Source organism: Promicromonospora citrea, assembly GCF_013004695.1.
Taxonomy (GTDB): Bacteria; Actinomycetota; Actinomycetes; order Actinomycetales; family Cellulomonadaceae; genus Promicromonospora; species Promicromonospora citrea.
The window spans coordinates 1-22,215 of record NZ_JABEMG010000018.1 but is presented as its reverse complement, the minus strand read 5'-3'; the positions used below and the strand labels follow the sequence as shown (position 1 = coordinate 22,215).

The following is a 22,215-nucleotide window of genomic DNA, read 5'->3' as shown; positions in this document are numbered from 1 at the left end:
GCACGCCGGTCAGTCGCCGTTCTGCTGTGCGAGGAACCGCTCGAACTCGGCGCCGAGCTCCTCGGCGCTGGGGATCGGCGTCGTCTCGGCGAGCAGGCTCGGACGACCGATCGAGCGGGCGAAGGCGTCGTACTGCTCCTCGAGCGCCTTGACCACCGCCGCGACCTCCGTGGACTCCGCGACCTGCTTCTCGACCTCGATCTTGGCGTCGGTCGCGGCCTCCTCGAGCCCGGCGACCGCGAGGTCGAGGCCCGTGGCCCGCTCCGTGTGCTGCAGCGCCACGACGGTGGCCGGCGGGTACTGCGACTGCGCCAGGTAGTGCGGCACGTGCACGGTGAAGCCGAGGGCGTCGTGCCCCGCCTCGCCGAGCCGGTACTCGAGCAGCGCGGACAGCGAGCCGGGCACCTTCACGCTGCCGAACCAGGAGGTGTAGTCGTCGATGAGCGCCGGCCGCGTGGCGTGCGCCGTCAGCGACAGCGGCCGCGTGTGCGGCAGGCCCATCGGGATGCCCTGCAGGCCGATGGTGAGGCTGACGTTGAACCGCTCGACGAGCTGGACCAGCGCGGCGACGACGCGCTCCCACTGCAGGTCCGGCTCGGAGCCGTGCAGGAGCAGGAAGCCGGTGCCCTCGGCGTCGGTCAGGTGGTCGATCGCCAGGTAGGGGGCCTGGTAGTCGGCCCAGTGGTCGGACTCGAACAGCATCGTGGCCCGCTTGGAGCGGTAGTCGAGCAGCTGGTCGACGTCGAACGTCACCAGGCGCTCGACCCGGAACTGGTCGACGAGGTGGTCGACGGCGAGCTCGCCCGCGCTGCCGGCGTCCACGAAACCGCGGACGGCGTGCAGGAGGACGGGGCCGTCGGTGCTGCCCGGCACGCTGCGACCCAGCGTGCGCTCGACCGCTGCCTCGTCGACGTCATAGATGCCCTGGGGGTCAAGCACGTGCGCTCTCCCTCGATCGTCGGAAGTCTTCGCGGACGCCCTCGTGCAAGGGTGCCCGAACTGTCCAACGCCGGGACGGCCCCCTGTCTTCCCGGCGCCGGTCCCTGACGTTCTCCTTACGCTCTCAGCGACACACCGAGGCGCCAGGAGCGCCCGGACGCGGACGCCCCTACCGCCCGGGCAGCCGCACCACGGAGACGAAGAACTCGTCGATGCGCCGCACCGCCGCGATGAACTCCTCGAAGTCCACGGGCTTGGTCACGTACGCGTTGGCGTGCAGCGAGTAGGAGCCCACGACGTCCTCCTGGGCGTCCGACGTCGTCAGCACCACCACGGGGATGTGCCGCAGCATCGGGTCACCCTTGGCGACGGCGAGCACCTCGAGCCCGTCCATCTTCGGCAGGTTGAGGTCCAGCAGCACCAGGTCGGGCGTCGGGGCGTCCTCGAACTCCCCCTGCTTGCGCAGGAACTCCAGCGCGCTCACGCCGTCGCCCACCACCGAGACGCGGTTCGGGACGCGGTGGTCCTCGAACGCCTCCTTGGTCATGAGCACGTCGCCCGGGTCGTCCTCCACCAGGAGGATCTCCATCACCTTGTTGCCGCTCACCCACGTACCTCTTCAGTCTCGGCAGCGCCGGGCACCAGGAGAGGCACCGTGGTCGCGGCCCGCCGTCGGCCCAGGTCAGGCCATGCTCATCCGAGCGTAGTCGACTGCGCTCGTTCGGTCGAAAGCCTGCCCTGCGCGGGCTGGCCCTGCCTACGGGCCAGCGTGAACCGCACGATGGTGCCGCCGCCGGCCGACGGCTCGATCCAGATGCGGCCCTTGTGGTACTCGACGATCCGCTTCACGAGCGACAGGCCGATGCCGCTGCCCGCGTACTGCTCGCGCGAGTGCAGCCGCTGGAAGATGACGAACACGCGCTCGGCGTACTGCGCGTCGATGCCGATGCCGTTGTCGATCACCGAGATCTCCCAGTGCGCACGCATGCTGCGCACCTCGATCCGGATCTCCGGCGGGCGCTCGGGGTGGCGGAACTTGAGGGAGTTGCCCACCAGGTTGACGAACAGCTGCTGCAGCAGCGCGCGCTCGCCGTGCACCTCCGGCATCGGGTCGTGCTCGATCTCGGCACCGGTCTCGTCGATCCGGTCGGACAGCTCCGACAGCGCGGCGGAGAGCACGCTCTCCAGGTCCACGTCCTCGCGCGGCACGCCCGTGCGGCCCACGCGGGAGAAGGCCAGCAGGTCCTGGATGAGCCCCTGCATGCGCTTGGCGCCGTCGACGGCGAACTCGATGTACTGGTCGGCGCGCTCGTCGAGCTGGCCGCCGTACCGTTTGCGCAGGAGCTGCGTGAAGCTCGCGACCTTGCGCAGCGGCTCCTGCAGGTCGTGCGACGCGACGTAGGCGAACTGCTCCAGGTCCCGGTTGGAGCGCTCGAGCTCGCGCGTCTTCTCGCTGAGCAGGCCGTGCGCGTTCTCGACCTCCTGGTGCGAGAGCCGGATCTCCTCCACCTGGTGCACCAGGTCGCGGCGCATGGTCTCGACGTGCATGGCCAGCAGCGCGACCTCGCCCGTCCCCGCGGGGCGGATCTCGCGGCGGATGCCACCGCTGCTCACCACGCGCACGGCGGCCGTGAGCTCGGTCAGCGGCCGGATGACCCAGCCCTCCAGCGCGAGCCACATGAGCGTGCCCATGAGCACCACGACCAGCACGAGCGTCGCCACGGCGCCCAGCAGCAGGCGCTCCCACACCGTGCGCGTCTCCACGATCGCGTCGCGCTGCGCGCTCAGCTCGGCCAGGTAGCGCACGACGGCGGTGCGCGCGCTCTCGTACAGCGCCTCGCCCTCCGCGGCGGTCGGGGCGTCCGCGAGCGCCAGCCGGCAGCGCGCCTCGCCCGCCGTCGTGTCGCCGACGGCGGCCACGAGGGGCTCGGCGTACTGCCGGAACCAGGCGTCGGTGCGCCGCGCGGCCTCCTCGTAGGCCAGGATCACCTCGGCGTCGGCGGCGAGCTCGCGGCGCTCGACGTCGGCGAGGAGCATGATGCGGCCGCTGGCCCCGACGGCGCGGGTCCACGGCTCGAGCGCCGCGGGCTCGCACGTGGCGCGGTAGGCGCGCAGGGACGCGTCCGCGTCGCTCAGGGCGAGGGAGGCGCGCTCGCCGTCGACCAGGGCGCGGTAGTAGGGGCCGTCGGCGCGCGCGTCGAGGCCGCGGGACTGGACGAGGGCGAGCACGGCGACGGCGAGCGCGATGACGAGCATGGCCGCGACGGCGCCGAGCAGGCGGGCGAGCCTGCGCCGCATCGAGACGCCGGTGAACCGGCGCTCGTCGGGGTGCACGACCGTCATGTGCGCGACCACTCGACCGAGTCGGCGAGCGTCGAGGTGCGCTCGGCCGGGCCCGTCGCGCCCGCACCGGCCCAGCCGACGAACAGGAGGGCCGCGTCGTCGACGAGCGGGCCGCCGTGCAGCTCGCGCACGCGGCGCAGCACCCGGGTGACCACCTCGTCGGTGCCCTGGTCCATCTCACGCTCGACGACGCTGCGCAGGCCGTGTGCGCCCAGGCGCGGCATGCGGCCGGTCGCGCTGGGCGCGAGCACGGGCGTGCCCTTCGGGTCGGTGCCGACGGCGGCCTCGACGAGCCCGTCGGTGTACAGCACGGCGGTCCAGACCTCCGGCAGCTCGACGGTGTGCGGGGACCACCCGCCGTCGACCGGGATGCCGAGGGCGCGGCCGCGCAGCGCGGCGGGCAGCTCCTCGCAGCGGTGCGTGACGAGCACGGCGGCGTCGCGGGCGACCTGCGGCACGACCAACAGGGGCGGCGGGTGGCCCGCGAGGTAGACGTCCATGCGGCGGCGGTCGGGCGAGATGACCATCTGGCAGATGGTCACGAACACCTCGGGCCGCCCGCGCTCGGCGAGCAGCACGCGCTCGAGGAGGGGCAGCACGTCGCCGGGTGCGGTGTCGGCGAGCACGAGGGTGCGCCACGCGGTGCGCATCGCCGCGCCGAGCGCCGCCTCGTCGGGGCCGTGGCCCGCCACGTCGCCGATGACGGTGACGAGCGTGCCGTCGGGCCGCTCGACGGTGTCGAAGAAGTCGCCGCCGAGCAGGCCGTTGCCGCCCGGCAGGTAGCCGACCATGACGGAGACCCTGTCGTCGGTGACGAGCTCCTTGGGCAGCAGGGCGCGCTCGAGCCGGGTGGTCTCGGCGGCGCGGACCTCGCTGCGGTAGAGCGCGATCTGCTGGGCGGCCGACCGGCGCCGCAGCGTGGCGTAGCGCAGGCAGCGGGCCAGGGAGTCGCCGTCGACGTCGGCCTTGACGAGGTAGTCGTCGGCGCCGTTGGCCACGGCCGCCGCGCCCAGGTCGTGCGCGGTGTTGCCGGTGAGCACGACGACGGCGGGCTGCTCCGGCAGCACCTCGATGCCCTCGATGACGCGGCGCAGGGCGCCGAGGCCCTCGCCGTCGGGCAGGCCGAGGTCGAGCAGCAGGCAGTCGACGGCGACCATGGACAGGATGGTCAGCGCCTCGTCGATGGAGTGCGCGCGGTGCAGGTCGGCTCGCAGGTCGGCCTCGACGTCGGCGTCGGCCAGCAGCTCGCCGACGAGGAAGGCGTCGGCGTCGTCGTCCTCGACCAGGAGGACCGAGATCGGCCCGTCGATCCGGGACAGGCGAGGGTGCGCGGACCCGTCTCCGGGCCCCGCCGACCTCGCCCCGCCCAGTGCCATGGCGGCGATCCTATCCAGCGAGATGACGCCGTGTCAGCGCAGGGAAGGCACCTGTGCGTGACACGTGCGCGATAATGGTTGGCCGGTTGTTCACGACCGGCCGTTAGTGCAGGTGAGCCACGGAGGTAGGGCGTGACGGGAATCGCGGGCGAGCTCGCCCACGAGCAGGAAGTCGTCGACACGATGTACGCCCGGCTGGACACCCTTCGCGGGACCACCGCCGACCGTCTGCGGGACGTCCGTCTGGCCGGCGCGGTCGGCACCCACCAGAACCGCAGCGAGCGCGACGCGTTCGCCACGCTCTACGAGGACCGGGCCGCCCAGCTCGACGCCGTCGAGGACCGGCTGGTGTTCGGCCGCCTGGACCTGGCGGACGGGTCCGCCGACGGCACGGTCACGCGGTACGTCGGGCGCATCGGCCTCACGGACGCCGAGCACCGGTCGATGCTGACCGACTGGCGGGCGCCGGCGGCCGAGGCGTTCTACCGGGCCACCGCGCTGCACCCGGGCGACGTGCGCCGCCGTCGGCACCTGGTCACGAAGGGCCGGTCGGTGACGGGCCTGGAGGACGAGGTGCTGGACCTCGACACCGAGATCGACGCCGACGCGCTCTCGGGCGAGGGCGCGCTGCTGGCCGCCATGGCCCAGGGCCGCACGGGCCGCATGACGGACATCGTCGCGACGATCCAGGCCGAGCAGGACCGCATCATCCGCTCGGACCTCACGGGCGCGCTCGTGGTCCAGGGCGGGCCGGGCACCGGCAAGACGGCGGTCGCGCTGCACCGTGCGGCCTACCTGCTGTACGCGCACCGGCGGCTGCTGGAGCGGTCGGGCGTGCTCGTGGTGGGCCCGTCCAGCGCGTTCCTGCGCTACATCGACCAGGTGCTGCCGTCCCTCGGTGAGACCGGTGTGGTGTCGACGACGATCGGCGACCTCCTGCCGGGGGTCCGGGCGACCGCCGTCGACGAGGGGCAGGTGGCCCGCCTCAAGGGCCTGCTGCTGTGGCGCAAGGTGGTGCGCCGGGCGGTGCGGGCCCGCGAGCGGGTGCCCGCCGAGGAGATCCCCGTGCGCGTCGAGGGGCACGACTTCGTGATCCGGCCGCGCGACGTGCGCGACGCGATCGCCAAGGCGCGCCGCACCCACAAGCCGCACAACCTGGCACGCGCCACCTTCGTGCGCGACATGCTGGAGCGCCTGGCCGACCAGTACCGCGACTTCCAGGACGAGCCCGTGCAGGGCGAGGACCGCGCCGCGGTGATCGAGGACCTGCGCTCGGACCGCGCCGTGCGGGTCGCGCTCAACATCGCGTGGCTGCCGATCACGCCCGAGAAGCTGGTCACCGACCTGTATGCCAAGCCGCACCGGCTCGCCGAGGCGGCGCCGGAGCTCACGGCGCGCGAGCGGCGCCTGCTGCAGCGCAAGCCGGGCTCCCCCTGGACGGAGGCCGACGTCCCGATCCTCGACGAGGCGTACGAGCTGCTCGGCGAGGACGACGCGGTCGCGCTGGTCGAGGCCCGGGCGCGCGAGGCCGCCGAGCAGGAGGCCCGCCGCTACGCCGAGCAGGCGCTGGAGGCCACGCAGTCGATGCTCGGCGACTACGCGGGCCTCGTGGACGCCGACACGCTCGCCGCGCGGTTCTCCGCGGGCGGCCCGGCGCTCACGACGGCGGAGCGCGCCGCCGCCGACCGGTCCTGGACCTACGGCCACGTCGTGGTCGACGAGGCGCAGGAGCTCTCCCCCATGGCCTGGCGCGCCCTCGTGCGCCGCGTGCCGACCCGCTCGATGACCGTGGTGGGCGACGTGGCGCAGACCTCGTCGGCCGCCGGCGCGCGCAGCTGGGACCGCATGCTGACTCCGCTGCTGCGCGACGGGTGGCGGCTCGCCGAGCTCACCGTGTCCTACCGCACGCCCGCGACGGTCGCCGACACCGCGCAGCGCGTCGCCCGCGCCGCGCGGCTGCCCGTCTCGGACCTGCGCGCCGCGCGCGACGTCGAGGGCTCGCTCGTCACGACCCGTACCGGAGCAGGGCCCGACGGCCTCCCCGACCCGGACGCGGTCGTCGCCGAGGCCCTGGGGCTCGCCAAGGAGTTCGTCGGGCCCGACGCCGGCCGCGTCGCCGTCGTCGCGCCGTCGGACGGCGTGCCGCGGCTGGCCGGGGCGCTCACGGCGGCGCTGCCCGGCGCCGTCGGCGAGCAGGAGGCCGCACGGCTGGCCGCACAGCGGCCCGAGGACGCCCAGGTGACCGTGCTCTCGCCCCGCGAGACGAAGGGCCTCGAGTTCGACGCGGTCGTGCTCGTGGAGCCCGCGGCGATCGCGGACGGCCCCGGCGGCACGAGCGACCTGTACGTGGCGATGACGCGGCCCACGCAGCGCCTCGTCGTCGTGCACGCGCAGGACCTGCCGGAAGGGTTCTGAGGCGCCCGTCCCGTCCCGCCGGCCCGTCCCAGCAGGCGGGACGGGCCGGTCGTCCGCTTGGTGCTTCGGGGCCCCTGCCGCATCATGGGTGCGTGCAGCGAGCCCTCCTCCTCGAGAACGTCCATCCCGACTCCGTCCCGATCCTCGAGTCGGCCGGGTACGAGGTCGACTACCGCAAGGGAGCCCTCGACGAGGACGAGCTGATCGCCGCCCTCGACGGCGTGCAGCTCCTCGGCATCCGGTCCAAGACCGAGGTCACCGCCCGTGTGCTGGCCGAGGCGGGCGACCTGGTCGCCGTCGGCGCGTTCAGCATCGGCACCAACCAGATCAACCTCACCGCGGCGGCGAACCGCGGCATCGCGGTGTTCAACGCGCCGTTCTCCAACACGCGGTCCGTGGTGGAGCTCGCGATCGCCGAGATCATCTCCCTGACCCGCCGCATGACGGAGCGCGACCGCGCCCTGCACGCCGGCGTCTGGGACAAGTCCGCGGAGGGTTCGCACGAGGTGCGCGGCCGCACGCTCGGCATCGTGGGCTACGGCAACATCGGCTCGCAGCTGTCGGTGCTGGCCGAGAACCTCGGCATGTCGGTGATCTTCTACGACACCGCCGAGAAGCTGGCGCTGGGCAACGCGCGCCGCGCCGAGACGCTCGACGAGCTGCTGGAGACCGCCGACGTCGTGACGCTGCACGTCGACGGGCGGTCCGGCAACGCGGGCCTGTTCGGCGCCAAGCAGTTCGCGCGCATGAAGCAGGACGCCATCTTCCTGAACCTGTGCCGCGGCTTCGTGGTCGACGTCGACTCGCTGGCCGAGCACATCACGTCCGGCCACCTCGCGGGCGCCGCCGTGGACGTGTTCCCGCAGGAGCCCAAGAAGCGCGGCGACACGTTCGACTCCGTGCTGCGTGGCCTGCCCAACGTGATCCTCACCCCGCACGTCGGCGGGTCCACCGAGGAGGCACAGCAGTCGATCGGGCAGTTCGTGGCCAAGAAGCTGTCGGACTACGTGACCACGGGCTCGACGATGCTCAGCGTCAACCTGCCCAACCTGCAGCTCGAGCCGACCGGCGTGGGCCGCATCAAGCTGCTGCACCGCAACGTGCCGGGCGTGCTGGCCACGGTCAACCAGATCTTCGCCGACCACGGCGCCAACATCGAGGGCCAGATGCTGGCCACGCGCGGCGACATCGGCTACGTGGTCACGGACATCTCCGACGTCACCGAGCGCGGCGCGTCCGCCAAGCTGCAGGCCCTCGACACCACGATCCGCCTGCGGATCCGCGACGCCTTCGACCGTCCGGAGTTCCCCCCGGGCCCGGCGGCCCGCTGAGGGCCGGCGCCCGACGCCGCGAGAACGACCTGCGGGACCGATCCGACGCCGGATCGGTCCCGCAGGTCGTTCTCGCGGGGCCCGGTCGGGGTCAGCGCAGGGTGGAGGCCGGGATCTCGTAGGCCGCGAAGGCCTTCGCGACCTGGTCCTCGTCCAGGCCGTAGCGCTCCAGGGTGTACCGGTGGGGCGTGTGGCCGCTCCGGTCGGTCGCGGCGGCCAGGTTGGCGGCGTCGGTCGGGGTCCACTCGATGCCGAGCTGGTCGAACACCCCGCGCACCACGGCCTCCGGCTCGGCCACGAGGTCGTCGTAGACGACGTCGACCACCGCGTCGGCCGGCAGCTGGTCGCGCAGCGCCATGGCCCGCTCGACCCCGCCGGCCGAGATCTCCAGCCACTCCCGCCCGATGCGCTCCAGGTCGATGCGGCCCGGCTTGAGGTACATCGTGTGGGTCGCCTCGGACATCGAGCAGCCGGACGCCACCGCCGACGACGGCGCGCGGTGCGTCCACACGAACCGCGCGTCGGGGAAGGCGCGCAGGATCTCCGGCGTGCGCCACAGGTCCATCGGGTGCTTGAGCACCCAGCGGTCCGGGGCCTCGCCCGCCGCGATCACCTGCAGCGCCTCGCGCAGGAACCGGAAGTCGTCGGTGAGGTCGGCGCCCTTGACCCAGTCGATGTAGCGCGGCGCGGGGCCCCAGGTGGCGAACATCTCGGTGTGCGCGCGCAGCATGAAGTCCTCCTCCTCGCTCTCGGCGACCAGGGGGTGCAGGTGCGCCCACGCGGGGCTGAGCTTCCCGACGGCCGCGAAGCGCCTGCGGGTCTTCTCGATCACCTTGGCGCGCTCGGCCTCGGGCAGCGGCAGGCCGAGGTTGGTCATCTCCCACAGCTTCGGCCCCCGGTGGCCCGGGTGCCGGGCGACGAGGTTGTACGTGAGCGTGGTGCCTGTGCGCGGCAGGCCCACGACGAACACCGGCGCCGTCACGGGCTCGTCGCGCACCTCGGGACGCTGCGCCTGCGCGGACCGGACCACGGCCCGGTTGCGGAGCCGGTCGCGGATCTGGTCCTGCGCGCTCATCCACCCGAGCCCGCTGAGGTCGGGGTTGGCGGCGTGGTCGGCGAGCAGCAGGCGCAGGCCGTCGACGGCGGCGAGGTCCTCGGCCGTCAGCGGCGCGTGGTCGCGCTGCACCTCCGCGAGGATGCCGTCGAACACGGCGTCGGGGTCCTTCCGCGTGCGCATCCCGGGGGTGAGCAGCAGGTTCATCAGTCGGAGCAGGGGCGTGGCCTGGGGCATGGCGCACATCCTGCCGACACCTCCGGGCCACGACAAGCGCCCCGCCGCACCGGTCGGACGCCGGTCCCCGATCGTGACCCGGCGGTCACCCGACGGTGCCGCCTGGTCGGTTAGCATCCCCGGACAGGGCCGTCCGGAGCCGCACGCGCCGGGGCCGGCCCCTGCCCGAGAGGAGAACCGTGACCGCAGCATCGCAGTCCGCGCGACCCGTGCGGCTGAGCGACGTCGCCGAGCGCACGCCGCTGGTCGCGACGACGACGTCGCCCGACGCGAACACCGTCTACGAGCAGCTGCGCAAGCGCTGGGGCTCGATCGCCCCGATCGACCTCGAGCCGGGCGTGCCGGGCTGGCTCGTGCTGGGCCACTCCGCCGCCGTGGGCCTGCTGCGCGACGACCACACCTTCATCAAGGACCCGTCGATCTGGAACGGCCACGGCAAGGGCCTGCTCGGACCGGGCTCGGGCCTGCACCTCGTGCTCGCGCAGGCTCCCAAGCCCACCCTCGCCGACGCCGACGGCGCCAAGCACGCCCGCCTGCGCCCGCCCGTCGACGACGCGCTCGAGCAGGTCGACGAGGCCCGTGCCGGCGCCATCACGCGGCGGCTGTGCGGCATGCTCATCGACCGGTTCGAGGACAGGGGCCGGGCCGACCTCGTGGCCGAGTACGCGGCCGTGGTGCCGTTCCTCGTGCTGTCCGAGCTGGACGGTCTCGAGCCGGGCCAGGCGCAGCGCCTCCAGGAGATCACCCGGGCGATCTTCGAGGCGGGCGCCGACGCCCGCGCGCTCACCGACGAGCTGCGCGAGATCGTCACGGGCCACATCGCCCTCAGCCGCGAGCGCGGCACCCGCGACATCGCCGGCGTGCTCGCCGTGCACCCGAACTTCGAGAACGACCTCGAGCGCGCCCAGACGCTCACCGCCATCACCGCGGCGGCGACCGAGTCCCTCATGGCGTGGGTGGCGCAGACCCTCGTGATCATCCTCAGTGACCCGCGGTTCTCCCACCGTGTCTCGGGCGGCCGCCTGCACATCGACGACGCGCTCGACGAGGTGCTGTGGCGCTCCACGACCAACCCGAACCTCATGCCGCGCTTCGCGGTGCGCGACGTGGTGCTGGACGGCAAGCTCATCGAGCGCGGCGACCCCGTCGTGGTCGCGGTGCACGCCGCCAACCACGACCCGCTCGTGCAGTCGAGCGACCCCTGGGACACCGTGGGCAACCGCGCCTACCTCTCGTTCGGCGCGGGCGCGCACCGCTGCCCCGCGCCCCGGCTGGGCCGCGTCGTCGCGCGGATCGCCGTGGCCGAGCTGCTCAAGCGCCTGCAGCTCACCCTCACGACGGACCCGAACCGGGTCGAGTGGGCCACGAGCCCCTGGATGCGGTTCCCGGCGCGCCTGCCGGTGACCTTCCCGTCGCCGCGCCGGCAGCCCGCGTACGGCACGTGGGACACGGACCCGGACGAGGACGACGACGCCGGGTGGGCCGCGGACCGGTGAGCCTGCCCGCGCCCTACGACCGCTGGTTCGCGGACAGCCCGATCGACGGCACCTACGGGTACGACCGCGACGCCCTGCTCGCCGTCGAGCCGGCCGCGGAGCCGGACGGCTTCGCCGACCTGTGGCGGTCCTGGTCCGAGCGGGCGCGCACGGTGGCACCCGACGTCGTGGTCGAGGGCGCCGCCGCGCCGGCCCGCCGCGCCACGCACGACGTCCGCGTGGTCACGCACACCGCCGACGGCGGCCTGCGGCTGCGCGCCTGGGTCGCGCTCCCCGTGGAAGGGCTGCCCCGGGTCGGTGTCGTGGTCAGCCACGGGTACGGCGGCCGCGACGCGCCGAGCTTCGAGCGGGTCCCGCGTGACGCCGCCGTCATCTTCCCCGTGGCACGGGGGCTCGGGGCGCTCAACCGGGGCGTCGGGGCCCCCGACACCAGCTCCGCGCACGTGCTGCACGGCATCGAGGCGGTGGACACGTACGCCGTCGGGCGGTCCGCCGTCGACCTGTGGCACGCCGCGAGCGCCCTGCTGGACGTGCTCGCCCGGCGCGACCCGGCCCTCGCGGACCTGCCGCTGTACTACGTCGGCACAAGCTTCGGCGGCGGCATCGGCGCGCTGGCCCTGCCGTGGGACGACCGGTTCGTCGGCGCCACGCTGGAGGTGCCCACGTTCGGGCAGCACGACCTGCGCCTGCGGATGCCGTGCCTCGGCAGCGGCGAGGCCGTCCGGCACCACGTGGCCGACCATCCCGAGGCACGCGAGGTCCTGGCGTTCCACGACGCGTCGGTCGCGGCCACGCACCTGCGGATCCCCGTGCGCGTCGAGTGCGCGCTGTGGGACACCTCCGTGCCGCCGCCGGGCCAGTTCGCGGTCGCGAACGGCGTCGCGCGGGCTCCGGGGGCGAGCCTCGACCTGACGGTGCTCACCGCGGGGCACGCCGGGTACCCGGGCCAGGCCCGCGAGCAGTCCGCCGCCTACGCGGCCACCCGCGCCCACATCACGGCGCTCACGGCCTGACCCCGCCGCCGCCCAGGATCCCGCCCGCCGCCGCCCGCGCCCGCCGAGCGTAGGAATGATCGGCGGACGGCGGCGCGAGCGCCGATCATTCCTCCGCTCGGCGGCGCGAGCGGGCGGGTCAGTGGCCCCTGAAGGTGGGCTGGGCGCGGGACAGGAACGCCTGGACCGCGCCGGTGTGGTCGGCCGTCGCGCCGCAGGCCGCCTGGGCGCGGGCCTCGGCGTCGAGCACCTCGTCGAGGGTGCGTCCCGGTGCCTGCGCGAGGAGGCGCTTGGTCTGCGCGAACGCGACGGTCGGGCCGGCGGCGAGCTGCCGGGCGATCTCGACGGCGCGGGGCAGCACGTCCTCCGCCGCGACGACCTCCCCCGTGATGCCCCAGGCCACGGCCTCCTCCGGGGTGAACGTCCGGTTGAACAGCAGCAGCTCCCGGGCCCGCGCGTCGCCGACGGCGCGCGGCAGCGTGAGCGACAGGCCCGTGTCGAAGGTGAGCCCGATGCCGGCGAACGCCGCGCCCAGGGTGACCCCGTCGGCGAAGACGCGGTGGTCGCACGCGAGCGCCAGCCCGAGGCCCGCGCCCACGCACGTGCCGCCCACGGCGGCGATCACGGGCTTGGGCATGGTGAGCAGGTCGCGCACGACCGGCGAGTAGTGCTCGCGGACCGTGGCGAACGCGGCCTCGGCCCCGTCGGCGAGGGCCGCGGCGTGCTCGCCGAGGTCCTGGCCCAGGCAGAACGCTCTCGCCGTGCCCGTGAGCACGACGGCACGCACCCCGGTGTCGGCGGCCGCCGCGGCGACGGCGTCGCGCAGGGCCTTCTTGGCGGTCCGGGTCAGCGCGTTGCGGTGGCCGGGGTCGTCGAGCGTGATCGTCACGACCGCGTCCGCGCGGTCGGTGACGACGGGTGCGTCGGTCATCGGATCTCCTGTCGCTGTCGTCCGGCGGTGCTCACCACGTGTAGAAGCCCTGCCCCGTCTTGCGGCCCAGCTCGCCGGCCGCGACCTTGTCGCGCAGCACCTGCGGCGGCGTGAACCGCGGGCCCAGCTCGCGCTCCAGGTGCTCGGCGATGTGCAGCCGCACGTCGAGGCCGACGACGTCGGTCGTGCGCAGCGGCCCGACCGGGTGCCGGTACCCGAGGGTCATGGCGGTGTCGATGTCCTGCACCGAGGCCACGCCCTCCTCGAGCAGGCGCATCGCCTCGAGCGCGAGCGCGACGCCGAGCCGGCTGCTCGCGAAGCCGGGCGAGTCGCGGACGGTGATCGCGGTACGGCCGAGCGCGGCGACCCAGCGCCGGGCGTCGTCGACGAGGCCGGGCGCCGTGCGCGCGCCGACCACGACCTCGACCAGGGAACTGACCGGCACGGGGTTGAAGAAGTGCAGGCCGACCAGGCGCGCCGGGTCGGGCAGCGCGTCGGCGAGGGCGTCGATCGGCAGCGAGCTCGTGTTGCTCGCGAGCGCCGCGCCGGGCGCCACGGCCGCCGCGCGACGCAGCACGGCGTGCTTGAGGTCGAGCAGCTCGGGCACGGCCTCGACCACGAGCGCGCAGTCGGCCAGGGCGGCGGCGTCGGTCACGACGTCGAACGAGCCGGCCGGCACCGGTGCGGTCCCCTCCGCGGCCGCCCGGGCCAGGCTCTTCCCGATCCGTTCGCGCGCGGCGAGCGCCGCGGCCGGGTCGGTCTCCACCACCGTGACCGGGGCGCCCGCGAGCACGAAGGCGTGCGCGATGCCCGCGCCCATGCGCCCGCCGCCGTAGACGCCGACGGACTCCGGCAGGTCGTGCCCGGTCATCGCTGCTCCTTCCGGGCGCGCCGGGCGAGGAACGCGTCCATCCGGTCGGCCTTGTCCTGGGTCTCGAACAGCACGGCCTGCGCGACGTCGTCCAGCAGGGGGTGCGCGTCGCGCGGCGCGTGCAGGACGGCCTTGGTGAGCCGCACGGCGAGCGGCGCCTGCGCGGTGATGCGGTCGGCGAGCCGGTGACCGGCGGCCTCGAGATCCTCCGGCTCGACCACCTCGGTGAGCAGGCGCGCGGCGAGGCACTCCTGGGCGTCGAGCACGCGGCCGGCCAGCAGCACCTCGGCGGCCAGCGGCTCGCCGACGAGCTCCTTGAGGCGCCACGCGGCGCCGGCCGCGGCGATGATGCCGAGGCCGGGCTCGGGGTTGCCGAACCGGGTGGCGGGGGTGCCGATCCGGAAGTCGCACGCGTAGGCCAGCTCGGCGCCGCCGCCGAGGGCGTACCCGTCGACGAGCGCGATCACCGGCAGGGGCAGCCGGTGGACGCGGTCGAAGAGGCCCGAGTTGATGCCCGCGAGGGCGTCGTCCCTGCGCCGCTCGCGCAGCTGTGCGATGTCGGCGCCCGCGGCGAACGTGCCGCCCGTCCCGGTCACCAGGGCGACGCGGGGGTGCGCCTCGAGCGCCGCGCACGCCGCGTGCAGCGCGTCGACCATGTCCCGGTCGATCGCGTTGCGGACCTCCGGCCGGTTGAGCCGCAGCACCATGCGGTCGTCGTGCTCCTCGACGAGCAGGGGCGCGCTCATGCGTCGTAGTCCACGACGACATGGTCGCCCGCGGCGTAGGACTGGCAGGTGAGCACGAAGCCGTCGGCGACCTCCTGCGGCTCGAGCGCGTAGTTGCGCACCATGTCGACCTCCCCCTCGACGACCCTGGCCCGGCACGTGCCGCAGACGCCGCCCCGGCAGGCGAACGGCAGGTCGGCGCGCACGCGCTGCGCGGCGTCGAGCAGGCGCTCGTCGCGGGGCACGGCGCTGGTCGTGGCGCGTCCGTCGAGCACCACCGTGACCTGGCTGGTCTCGCCCTCGACCACCCGGTCCGGGCGGCGCAGCGCGGGCGGCGGCTCGTCCACCCAGAACAGCTCCCTGTGCACCCGGTCGGCGGGCACGCCCGCCTCGGTGAGCGCAGCCCTGGCCTCGTCGATCATGCCGAGCGGCCCGCACAGCCACACGTGGTCGACGTCGGCGACGGGCACGACGCGCCGCAGGAGCTCGCGGAGCCGGGCGCCATCGAGTCGGCCGGAGAAGAGGTCGACGTCGCGCGGCTCGCGGGACAGCACGTGCACCAGCTCGAGGCGGTCGTGGTAGGCGTCCTTGAGGTCGGCCAGCTCGTCCGCGAACATCACGGAGCCCGCCGTCCGGTTGCCGTACAGGAGCGTGACGCGCGCGTCCGAGCCGCGCAGCAGGCTCGCCGCGATGGACAGCACGGGCGTGATGCCCGACCCGGCCGCGACGCACAGGTGCCGCCCGCCCGCCGCGGGGTCGGCCCGGAAGGCTCCCGACGGTGCCTGCACCTCGACCCGGTCGCCGGGCCGCACGTCGTGCACGAGCCAGGACGAGAACAGGCCGCCCGGCACCTCGCGGACGCCGATGCGCGGCGGGCCGCCCACGGGCGCGCAGATCGAGTAGGTGCGGCGGTGCTCGACGCCGTCGAGCACGCGGCGCAGGGTGAGCGACTGGCCGGCGGCGAAGGCGAACTCGGCGCGCAGCTCGTCCGGCAGGTCGAACGTCACGGCGGCCGCGTCGTCGGTGAGGCGCTCGACGGCGCGCACGGTCAGCGGGTGGAACGCCGTGCGCCGGGCGGTCGCACCGCCCGTCAGGGTCGCCACGTCAGATCTCCTTCACGTGGTCGAACGGCTCGCGGCACACGCGGCACCGGTACAGCGCCTTGCACGCGGTGGACCCGAACTCGGAGGTCACCTCCACGTCCGCCGACCCGCACAGCGGGCAGCGCACCGCGCGGCGCGGCGGGCCGAGCCGCAGGGGCACCGGGCCGGTCCGCCGCGGAGCCGGGCCGGGCGGCGAGATGCCCGCCGCCGCGAGCGCCGCGCGGCCGGACGGCGTGATCCAGTCCGTGGTCCAGGCCGGGTCGAGCACGACCCGCACGCGGGCCTCGATGCCTGCGGCGGCGAGCCCGCGCACCAGGTCGTCGCGCATGGTCGCCATGGCGGGGCAGCCCGAGTAGGTGGGGGTGATCGCGACGGCGACGACGCCGTCGTCGTCGAGCGTGACGTCGCGCAGCACGCCGAGGTCGGCGAGCGTGAGCACGGGCAGCTCCGGGTCGACGACGGCGGACGCCGCCGTCCGCGCGCGCTCCAGCACCTGCTGCGCGACCTGCTCCATGGCCCCGCTCACCAGCGCCCCTCCGGGTGTGCGCGGGCGACCGACTGCATCTCGGCGAGCAGCAGGCTGAGCGCCTCGGTGTGCCTGCCGTCGCGGCCGGCCTTCCCCTGGACGCCGGAACGCGGGCGGACGTCGGGGCGCTCGAGCCCCGCGGCGCCGAGCGCCTGGTCGAGCACGGCCTCGACCCGCGCCTCGACGCCCGCCGGGTCCACGCCGACCCCGGCCTGCGCGGCGGCGCGCTCGACGCCGTGCGTCGCGAAGAGCTCGTCGCGGTAGGGCCAGACCGCCTCGAGGCCGGCGACCAGGCGCCGGCGGGACTCGGCGGTGCCGCGGGCCAGCACCACGAACCACCGGCCCGCGAAGTCGCGGTGGTAGGTGAGCTCCTTGACCCCCTTGGCGGCCACGGCGGCGAGCACGGCGTCGCGGCTGCGGACCAGGTCCGTGAACAGCTCGAGCCGCCATGCGGAGAACAGGAGCACGCGAACGACGGCCTGGGCGAAGTCGCCGTCGTCGATCTCGGCGAGGCGCACGTTGCGCACCTGCGGGCCGTCGCGGAAGAACGCCAGGCGGTCCTCGTCGGGCACGGGCGAGCCGGCGGGCAGCGCGGGCACCTGTCCCGGGTCGGCCGCGGCCGCGCGGGCGAGCAGGAGCCGCGCCTGGCCGAGCAGGTCGAGCGCGATGTTCGCGAACGCGATGTCCTCCTCGAGGTCGGGCGCGTTGCTGCACCACTGCGCCAGCCGCTGGGACAGCACGAGGGCGTCGTCGCCGAGCATGAGGCAGTACGTCGCGAGCGTCGCGGGGTCGACGCCGTCGGGCACCGTGGTGTCGACCCCCGCCAGGGGGTCGGTGAAGTCGGTGCCGAACGCCCAGCGGGCGTCGTCCGTGAGCAGCTCCGCGTAGGCGTTGTCGTGCTCGTCGGGCTCGTGCGTGCGGACAGGCATCGGGGCTCCTACATGTGCGGGACGTCGGCGGGGATGTCGTAGAACGTCGGGTGCCGGTAGACCTTGTCGCCGCTGGGCGCGAACATCGGGTCCTTCTCGTCGGGGCTGGAGGCGGTGATCGCCGACGAGCGGACCACCCAGATGCTCACGCCCTCGTTGCGCCGCGTGTAGACGTCGCGCGCGTGGCGCACGGCCATCGCGTCGTCGGGCGCGTGCAGGGAGCCGACGTGCACGTGGTTGAGGCCGCGCTTGCCGCGGACGAACACCTCGTACAGCGGCCACTCGCCGCGCACCGGGGCCTGCTCCGCGCCGCCGGACGCGCCGCCGGACGCGCTGTCCGACCCGCTCATGCCGCCTCCTCCTCGTGCTCCGCGCGCTCCCGCTCCGCGTACGCGAGCGCCGCCTCGCGCACCCAGGCGCCCTCGCGCCAGGCCCGCGTGCGATGCGCGAGCCGCTGGGCGTTGCACGGTCCGTCGCCCGCGACGACGGCCCAGAGCTCGTCCCAGTCGGGCTGCCCGAAGTCGTACGACCCGCGCTGTTCGTTCCACGCCAGGTCGGGGTCGGGCAGGGTGACGCCGAGGGCCTCGGCCTGCGGCACGGTCATGTCGACGAACCGCTGGCGCAGCTCGTCGTTGGTGTGTGTCTTGACCCCCCAGGCCATCGAGCGCGCGGTGTGGGGCGAGGCGTCGTCGGGCGGGCCGAACATCATCAGCGACGGCCACCAGAACCGGTCGACCGACTCCTGCACCATGGCGCGCTGCGCGTCCGTGCCCCGCATCATCGTCCGGAGCAGCTCGTAACCCTGCCGCTGGTGGAAGGACTCCTCCTTGCAGATGCGGATCATGGCGCGCCCGTACGGCCCGTACGAGGTGCGGCACAGGGGCACCTGGTTGCAGATCGCCGCACCGTCGACGAGCCAGCCGATGGTGCCGACGTCGGCGTACGAGAGCGTCGGATAGTTGAAGATCGAGGAGTACTTCTGCCTGCCCGTCACGAGCAGCTCCGTGAGCTCGGCGCGCGAGACGCCGAGGGTCTCGGCGGCGGAGTACAGGTACAGCCCGTGGCCCGCCTCGTCCTGCACCTTGGCGAGCAGGATCGCCTTGCGCCGCAGCGACGGGGCGCGGCCGATCCATGCGCCCTCCGGCTGCATGCCGATGATCTCGGAGTGGGCGTGCTGGGCGACCTGGCGCACGAGCGTCCTGCGGTACGCCTCGGGCATCCAGTCCCGCGGCTCGATGCGGTCCTTGCGCGCGATCGTGGCGTGGAACTGCTCCTCGAGCGCGCTCTCCGGCACGCTCTGCGGCTCTGCGGTGACCGACACGAACACCTCCGGCGACGTTGCCTCTGCTCTGCGCCCGTGTATTTACTGACCGAGCGTTCTGTATTAGCGTGACACACGTGCGGCGGGTTGCACAACGCCCCCCGGGCACGACGACGTGACGGGACCTCGAGAGGGAGGCGCAGTGAGCACACGAGCGAGCGCGAGGCTGGAGAGCTGGGTCGCGGGGCGCTGGCAGGCCGGGTCGGACGACGGCGAGCCCCTGCTGGACGCCGTCACCGGCGAGGAGGTGGCGCGCGTCTCGAGCGCGGGCATCGATCTCGCCGCGATGGTCCGGTACGCGCGCGAGGTCGGCGGGCCTGCCGTGCGCCGGCTGACGTTCCACCAGCGCGCGAGCCTGCTCAAGGAGCTCGCGCTGGACCTGAACGCCCACAAGGAGGACTTCCACGCGCTCTCGCTGCGCACGGGCGCGACACGGCGCGACGGCTACGTCGACATCGACGGCGGCATCGGCACGCTGTTCAGCTACGCGAGCAAGGGCAAGCGCGAGCTGCCGGACGACACCGTCGTGCTCGACGGCGCGCTGGAGCCGCTCGGCAAGGGCGGCACGTTCGTCGGACAGCACCTGTACACGTCGCGGCCCGGGGTCGCGGTGCAGATCAACGCGTTCAACTTCCCCGTCTGGGGCATGCTCGAGAAGCTCGCGCCCGCCTTCCTCGCCGGCCTGCCCACGATCGTCAAGCCCGCGAGCCAGACGGCCTACCTCACCGAGGCGGTCGTGCGGCGGATCGCGGACTCCGGCATCCTGCCCGAGGGCAGCCTGCAGCTCCTGTGCGGCAGCGCGGGCACGCTGCTGGACGAGCTCGGCGAGCAGGACCACGTGGCGTTCACCGGCTCGGCGCACACCGGGCGGATCCTGCGCTCGCACCCGTCCGTGCTGGACCGCGGCGTGCGGCTCGGCGTCGAGGCCGACTCCCTCAACTGCTCGATCCTCGGCCCCGACGTGCGACCCGACGACCCCGAGCTCGACCTGTTCGTCAAGGGCGTCGTCACCGAGATGACCGTCAAGGCCGGCCAGAAGTGCACGGCGATCCGCCGCGTCATCGTGCCCGAGGCGATGGCGGACACCGTCGTCGCGGCGATCAGCGCGCGCCTCGACCGCGTCACCGTCGGCGACCCCGCCGACGGCGACGTCCGCATGGGCGCGCTCGCGAGCCTCGCCCAGCGCGACGAGGTGCGCAAGGCGATCGAGGCGCTGCGCACCTCGGCCGACGTCGTCCACGGCGACCCCGCCCACGTCGAGGTGGTCGGGGCCGACGCCGAGCGCGGCGCGTTCCTCTCCCCCGTGCTCCTGCGCGCCCGCCCCGGCGCCGCGGAGCCGCATGACGTCGAGCCGTTCGGCCCGGTCAGCACCGTGCTCACGTACGGGTCGCTCGACGAGGCGGTCGAGCTGGCGGCACGCGGCCGCGGCAGTCTCGTCGCGTCGCTGGTGACGCACGACCCGCAGGTGGCGCGCGACGTCGCCCGCGGGCTCGCGCCGTGGCACGGTCGCCTGCTCGTGCTCGACCGCGACGACGCCGCCGAGTCGACCGGTCACGGCAGCCCCCTGCCGATGCTCGTGCACGGCGGACCCGGGCGGGCCGGCGGCGGCGAGGAGCTCGGCGGCGTGCGCGGCGTCCTGCACCACATGCAGCGCACCGCCGTGCAGGGCTCGCCCGACATGCTCACCGCGATCACGGGCCGGTGGACCACCGGGTCGCGCCGCCGGGTCGAGGACGTGCACCCGTTCCGCAGGTCGCTCGCCGAGCTGCGCGTCGGCGACACGATCGAGACCGCGGCGCGCACGGTCACGCAGGAGGACATCACGCAGTTCGCCGAGCTGACCGGCGACACCTTCTACGCCCACACCGACGCGGAGGCCGCCGCCGCCAACCCGTTCTTCGGCGGGATCGTCGCGCACGGCTACCTCGTGGTGTCCCTCGCGGCGGGGCTGTTCGTCGACCCGGCGCCCGGGCCGGTGCTGGCCAACTTCGGCGTCGACAACCTGCGGTTCCTCACCCCGGTGAAGGTCGGCGACACCATCCGGGTCCACCTGACGGTCAAGCAGATCACCCCACGCACCTCGGCCGACTACGGCGAGGTGCGCTGGGAGGCCGACGTGACCAACCAGGACGGCGAGCAGGTCGCGGCGTACGACGTGCTCACCCTCGTGGCCAAGACGGCGTGACCGCCGACGCGCCCGCCCGCCGCCCGCGCGGCCGCCCGGGCCACGACCGGGCGGCCGTGCTGCGCGCCGCGATCGACCTGTTCATCCGGCGCGGCTACGACGCGACGTCGATCAGCGACCTCGCGGCAGAGCTCGGCGTGACCAAGTCCGCGGTCTACCACCACTTCGCGAGCAAGGAGGCGCTGCTCGCCGCCGCCCTCGACGAGGCGCTCTCCGAGCTCGGCGCCGCGGTCGAGGCGGCGGCGACGGCCACCGACGGGGAGCCCGGCGCCGTGCGGCTGCGCGCCACCGTCGAGGCCGCCGTCCGCATCCTCGCCGACCACCTGCCCGCCGTCACGCTCCTGCTGCGCGTGCGCGGCAACAGCGACCTGGAGCGCTCGGCGCTCCGGCGCCGCCGGCACATCGACGACCGCCTCGCCGCCCTCGTGCGGCAGGCCGCCGCCGAGGGCGACCTGCGCACCGACGTCGAGCCGGAGGTCATCAGCCGCCTGCTGTTCGGCACCGTCAACTCGCTCGTCGACTGGTACCGCCCCGACGGGCCCCTGTCGGCCGACGCGCTGGCCGCCACCCTGTCGAGCGTCCTCTTCGACGGCCTGCGCCCGCCCGAGCCCTGACAGCGGCCCGCCGGTCCTCCCCCGGCGGGCCGCCCCGTCAGAGCCGGACGACGGCGGGCAGCGGGTGCTCGATCGCGTCGGCGACGGTGCGCAGGAACGCCGCCGCGGTGACGCCGTCGCAGACCCGGTGGTCGAAGACGAACGACAGCTGCGTGATCCGGCGGGGCAGGATCGCGCCGTCCACGACCCACGGCCGCTCGATGACCCGCCCGAGGCCGAGCATCGCGACCTGGGGGTGGTTGATGATCGGCGCGCTGCCGTCGACCCCGAGGCCGCCGTAGTTGTTCAGGGTGAACGTCCCGGCGGCCAGCTCCTCGGGCGTCGACCGGCCCGCCCTGGCCCGCTCGACGACGTCGCGGATCGCCGCGTCGAGCTGCGCCGTGCTCAGGCCGTCGGCGCCGAGCACCGCGGGGGCCACGAGGCCGTGCTCGCCCTGGACGGCCAGCCCGAGGTCCACCCGGTCCGGCACCACGATCTCGCCGCGCTCGACGTCGAGCCGGGCGTTGAGCACGGGGTACCGGCGCAGCGCCTCGACCACGAACCGGGCCACGTACGTCATCAGCCCGGGACCGTCGTCGCCGGGCAGCCGCGCGGCCTCGCGCAGCTCCCAGAGGGCCGTCGCGTCGACGTCCACCCAGACCGTCGCCTCCGGGATCTCCCGGCGGCTGCGGGTCAGCACCGCGGACGCCGCGCGCTGGAAGCCGGTGAGCGGGATGCGCCGGCCGGCGCGGGCGGGGCCGCCCGGGGTCGGTGCGCTCGGGGTCGGTGCGCTCGGGGTCGGCGTCGTGTCGGGTCCCCGGCCCGGGACCAGGTCGCCTGTCCCCGCC

Annotated in this window: 20 protein-coding genes; 6 read left to right on the top strand and 14 right to left on the bottom strand. The window is 74.6% G+C overall.

Going from position 1 to position 22,215, the window contains the following annotated elements; all coding sequences use genetic code 11:
- Positions 1-9 precede the first annotated feature (9 nt).
- The 4 genes from HLB15_RS05730 to HLB15_RS05715 all read right to left on the bottom strand — a co-directional run bounded on the left by HLB15_RS05730 (position 10) and on the right by HLB15_RS05715 (position 4,658).
- Complete coding sequence (locus HLB15_RS05730; protein WP_171104339.1) at positions 10-939, bottom strand: PAC2 family protein; 930 nt, start codon at positions 937-939, stop codon at positions 10-12.
- A 169-nt stretch (positions 940-1,108) separates the two neighbouring features.
- Complete coding sequence (locus HLB15_RS05725; protein WP_171104371.1) at positions 1,109-1,528, bottom strand: response regulator; 420 nt, start codon at positions 1,526-1,528, stop codon at positions 1,109-1,111.
- Positions 1,529-1,632: 104 nt separating this feature from the next.
- Complete coding sequence (locus tag HLB15_RS05720; RefSeq protein WP_229785183.1) at positions 1,633-3,282, bottom strand: sensor histidine kinase; 1,650 nt, start codon at positions 3,280-3,282, stop codon at positions 1,633-1,635.
- Positions 3,279-4,658, bottom strand: a complete 1,380-nt coding sequence (locus HLB15_RS05715; RefSeq protein WP_171104338.1) for a PP2C family protein-serine/threonine phosphatase — start codon at positions 4,656-4,658, stop codon at positions 3,279-3,281. Before HLB15_RS05715 ends, HLB15_RS05720 begins: the two co-directional genes overlap by 4 nt.
- A gap of 132 nt (positions 4,659-4,790) precedes the next feature.
- Here HLB15_RS05715 and HLB15_RS05710 point away from each other — a divergent pair, with 132 nt between their 5' ends.
- Positions 4,791-7,073, top strand: a complete 2,283-nt coding sequence (locus tag HLB15_RS05710) for a HelD family protein (RefSeq protein WP_229785191.1) — start codon at positions 4,791-4,793, stop codon at positions 7,071-7,073.
- Positions 7,074-7,165: 92 nt separating this feature from the next.
- Complete coding sequence (serA, locus tag HLB15_RS05705) at positions 7,166-8,404, top strand: phosphoglycerate dehydrogenase (protein ID WP_171104337.1); 1,239 nt, start codon at positions 7,166-7,168, stop codon at positions 8,402-8,404.
- A gap of 91 nt (positions 8,405-8,495) precedes the next feature.
- Here serA and HLB15_RS05700 read toward each other — a convergent pair whose 3' ends face one another.
- Positions 8,496-9,695, bottom strand: coding sequence for a sulfotransferase family protein (locus tag HLB15_RS05700; RefSeq protein WP_171104336.1), 1,200 nt, complete (start codon positions 9,693-9,695; stop codon positions 8,496-8,498).
- Positions 9,696-9,874: 179 nt separating this feature from the next.
- Between HLB15_RS05700 and HLB15_RS24715 the strand changes: the two genes are divergently transcribed.
- On the top strand, positions 9,875-11,191 hold the full coding sequence (locus tag HLB15_RS24715) for a cytochrome P450 (protein ID WP_171104335.1): 1,317 nt from the start codon (positions 9,875-9,877) through the stop codon (positions 11,189-11,191).
- A complete protein-coding gene (locus tag HLB15_RS05690) occupies positions 11,173-12,204 on the top strand; it encodes an acetylxylan esterase (RefSeq protein WP_311979559.1) in 1,032 nt (343 codons plus the stop codon). Before HLB15_RS24715 ends, HLB15_RS05690 begins: the two co-directional genes overlap by 19 nt.
- Before the next feature lie 118 nt (positions 12,205-12,322).
- On the opposite strand, the gene HLB15_RS05685 is transcribed toward HLB15_RS05690, so the two are convergent.
- Genes HLB15_RS05685 through paaA form a run of 8 tightly spaced genes read right to left on the bottom strand, consistent with a single transcriptional unit; the run spans position 12,323 to position 18,589 of the window.
- Positions 12,323-13,114 (bottom strand): enoyl-CoA hydratase/isomerase family protein, encoded by a 792-nt coding sequence (locus HLB15_RS05685; protein WP_171104334.1) that lies wholly within the window; start codon positions 13,112-13,114, stop codon positions 12,323-12,325.
- A 31-nt stretch (positions 13,115-13,145) separates the two neighbouring features.
- Complete coding sequence (locus tag HLB15_RS05680; protein WP_171104333.1) at positions 13,146-13,985, bottom strand: 3-hydroxyacyl-CoA dehydrogenase family protein; 840 nt, start codon at positions 13,983-13,985, stop codon at positions 13,146-13,148.
- Complete coding sequence (locus tag HLB15_RS05675) at positions 13,982-14,731, bottom strand: enoyl-CoA hydratase/isomerase family protein (protein ID WP_171104332.1); 750 nt, start codon at positions 14,729-14,731, stop codon at positions 13,982-13,984. The genes HLB15_RS05680 and HLB15_RS05675 overlap by 4 nt, the downstream gene beginning before the upstream one ends.
- Entirely contained in the window at positions 14,728-15,813 is a 1,086-nt protein-coding gene (gene paaE, locus HLB15_RS05670; protein WP_171104331.1) for a 1,2-phenylacetyl-CoA epoxidase subunit PaaE, read from the bottom strand. Before paaE ends, HLB15_RS05675 begins: the two co-directional genes overlap by 4 nt.
- 1 nt (position 15,814) lies before the next feature.
- Positions 15,815-16,327 carry a 1,2-phenylacetyl-CoA epoxidase subunit PaaD gene (gene paaD, locus HLB15_RS05665; protein ID WP_171104367.1) on the bottom strand — a complete coding sequence of 171 codons (513 nt, stop codon included), beginning with the start codon at positions 16,325-16,327 and terminating at the stop codon, positions 15,815-15,817.
- An 8-nt stretch (positions 16,328-16,335) separates the two neighbouring features.
- Positions 16,336-17,268, bottom strand: a complete 933-nt coding sequence (gene paaC, locus HLB15_RS05660; RefSeq protein WP_171104330.1) for a 1,2-phenylacetyl-CoA epoxidase subunit PaaC — start codon at positions 17,266-17,268, stop codon at positions 16,336-16,338.
- Between the two features lie 8 nt (positions 17,269-17,276).
- Entirely contained in the window at positions 17,277-17,618 is a 342-nt protein-coding gene (paaB, locus tag HLB15_RS05655; protein ID WP_229785194.1) for a 1,2-phenylacetyl-CoA epoxidase subunit PaaB, read from the bottom strand.
- Positions 17,615-18,589 (bottom strand): 1,2-phenylacetyl-CoA epoxidase subunit PaaA, encoded by a 975-nt coding sequence (gene paaA / locus HLB15_RS05650; RefSeq protein ID WP_189086970.1) that lies wholly within the window; start codon positions 18,587-18,589, stop codon positions 17,615-17,617. The genes paaB and paaA overlap by 4 nt, the downstream gene beginning before the upstream one ends.
- A gap of 166 nt (positions 18,590-18,755) precedes the next feature.
- Between paaA and paaZ the strand changes: the two genes are divergently transcribed.
- Positions 18,756-20,774 carry a phenylacetic acid degradation bifunctional protein PaaZ gene (paaZ, locus tag HLB15_RS05645; protein ID WP_171104364.1) on the top strand — a complete coding sequence of 673 codons (2,019 nt, stop codon included), beginning with the start codon at positions 18,756-18,758 and terminating at the stop codon, positions 20,772-20,774.
- The gene (locus HLB15_RS05640; RefSeq protein ID WP_171104329.1) at positions 20,771-21,388 is read left to right on the top strand and encodes a TetR/AcrR family transcriptional regulator; all 618 of its coding nucleotides are present in this window, start codon (positions 20,771-20,773) and stop codon (positions 21,386-21,388) included. Before paaZ ends, HLB15_RS05640 begins: the two co-directional genes overlap by 4 nt.
- Before the next feature lie 37 nt (positions 21,389-21,425).
- Here HLB15_RS05640 and HLB15_RS05635 read toward each other — a convergent pair.
- The coding region (locus HLB15_RS05635; RefSeq protein ID WP_171104328.1) for a dihydrolipoamide acetyltransferase family protein at positions 21,426-22,215 on the bottom strand (790 nt) is incomplete at its 5' end.

Coding starts and splice junctions, on each gene's coding strand:
- HLB15_RS05725 (WP_171104371.1), bottom strand. CDS start 1,528: ATGGAGATCCTCCTGGTGGAGGACGACCCGGGCGACGTGCTCATGACC.
- HLB15_RS05720 (WP_229785183.1), bottom strand. CDS start 3,282: ATGACGGTCGTGCACCCCGACGAGCGCCGGTTCACCGGCGTCTCGATG.
- HLB15_RS05715 (WP_171104338.1), bottom strand. CDS start 4,658: ATGGCACTGGGCGGGGCGAGGTCGGCGGGGCCCGGAGACGGGTCCGCG.
- HLB15_RS05700 (WP_171104336.1), bottom strand. CDS start 9,695: ATGCCCCAGGCCACGCCCCTGCTCCGACTGATGAACCTGCTGCTCACC.
- HLB15_RS05685 (WP_171104334.1), bottom strand. CDS start 13,114: ATGACCGACGCACCCGTCGTCACCGACCGCGCGGACGCGGTCGTGACG.
- HLB15_RS05680 (WP_171104333.1), bottom strand. CDS start 13,985: ATGACCGGGCACGACCTGCCGGAGTCCGTCGGCGTCTACGGCGGCGGG.
- HLB15_RS05675 (WP_171104332.1), bottom strand. CDS start 14,731: ATGAGCGCGCCCCTGCTCGTCGAGGAGCACGACGACCGCATGGTGCTG.
- paaD (WP_171104367.1), bottom strand. CDS start 16,327: ATGGAGCAGGTCGCGCAGCAGGTGCTGGAGCGCGCGCGGACGGCGGCG.
- paaC (WP_171104330.1), bottom strand. CDS start 17,268: ATGCCTGTCCGCACGCACGAGCCCGACGAGCACGACAACGCCTACGCG.
- paaB (WP_229785194.1), bottom strand. CDS start 17,618: ATGAGCGGGTCGGACAGCGCGTCCGGCGGCGCGTCCGGCGGCGCGGAG.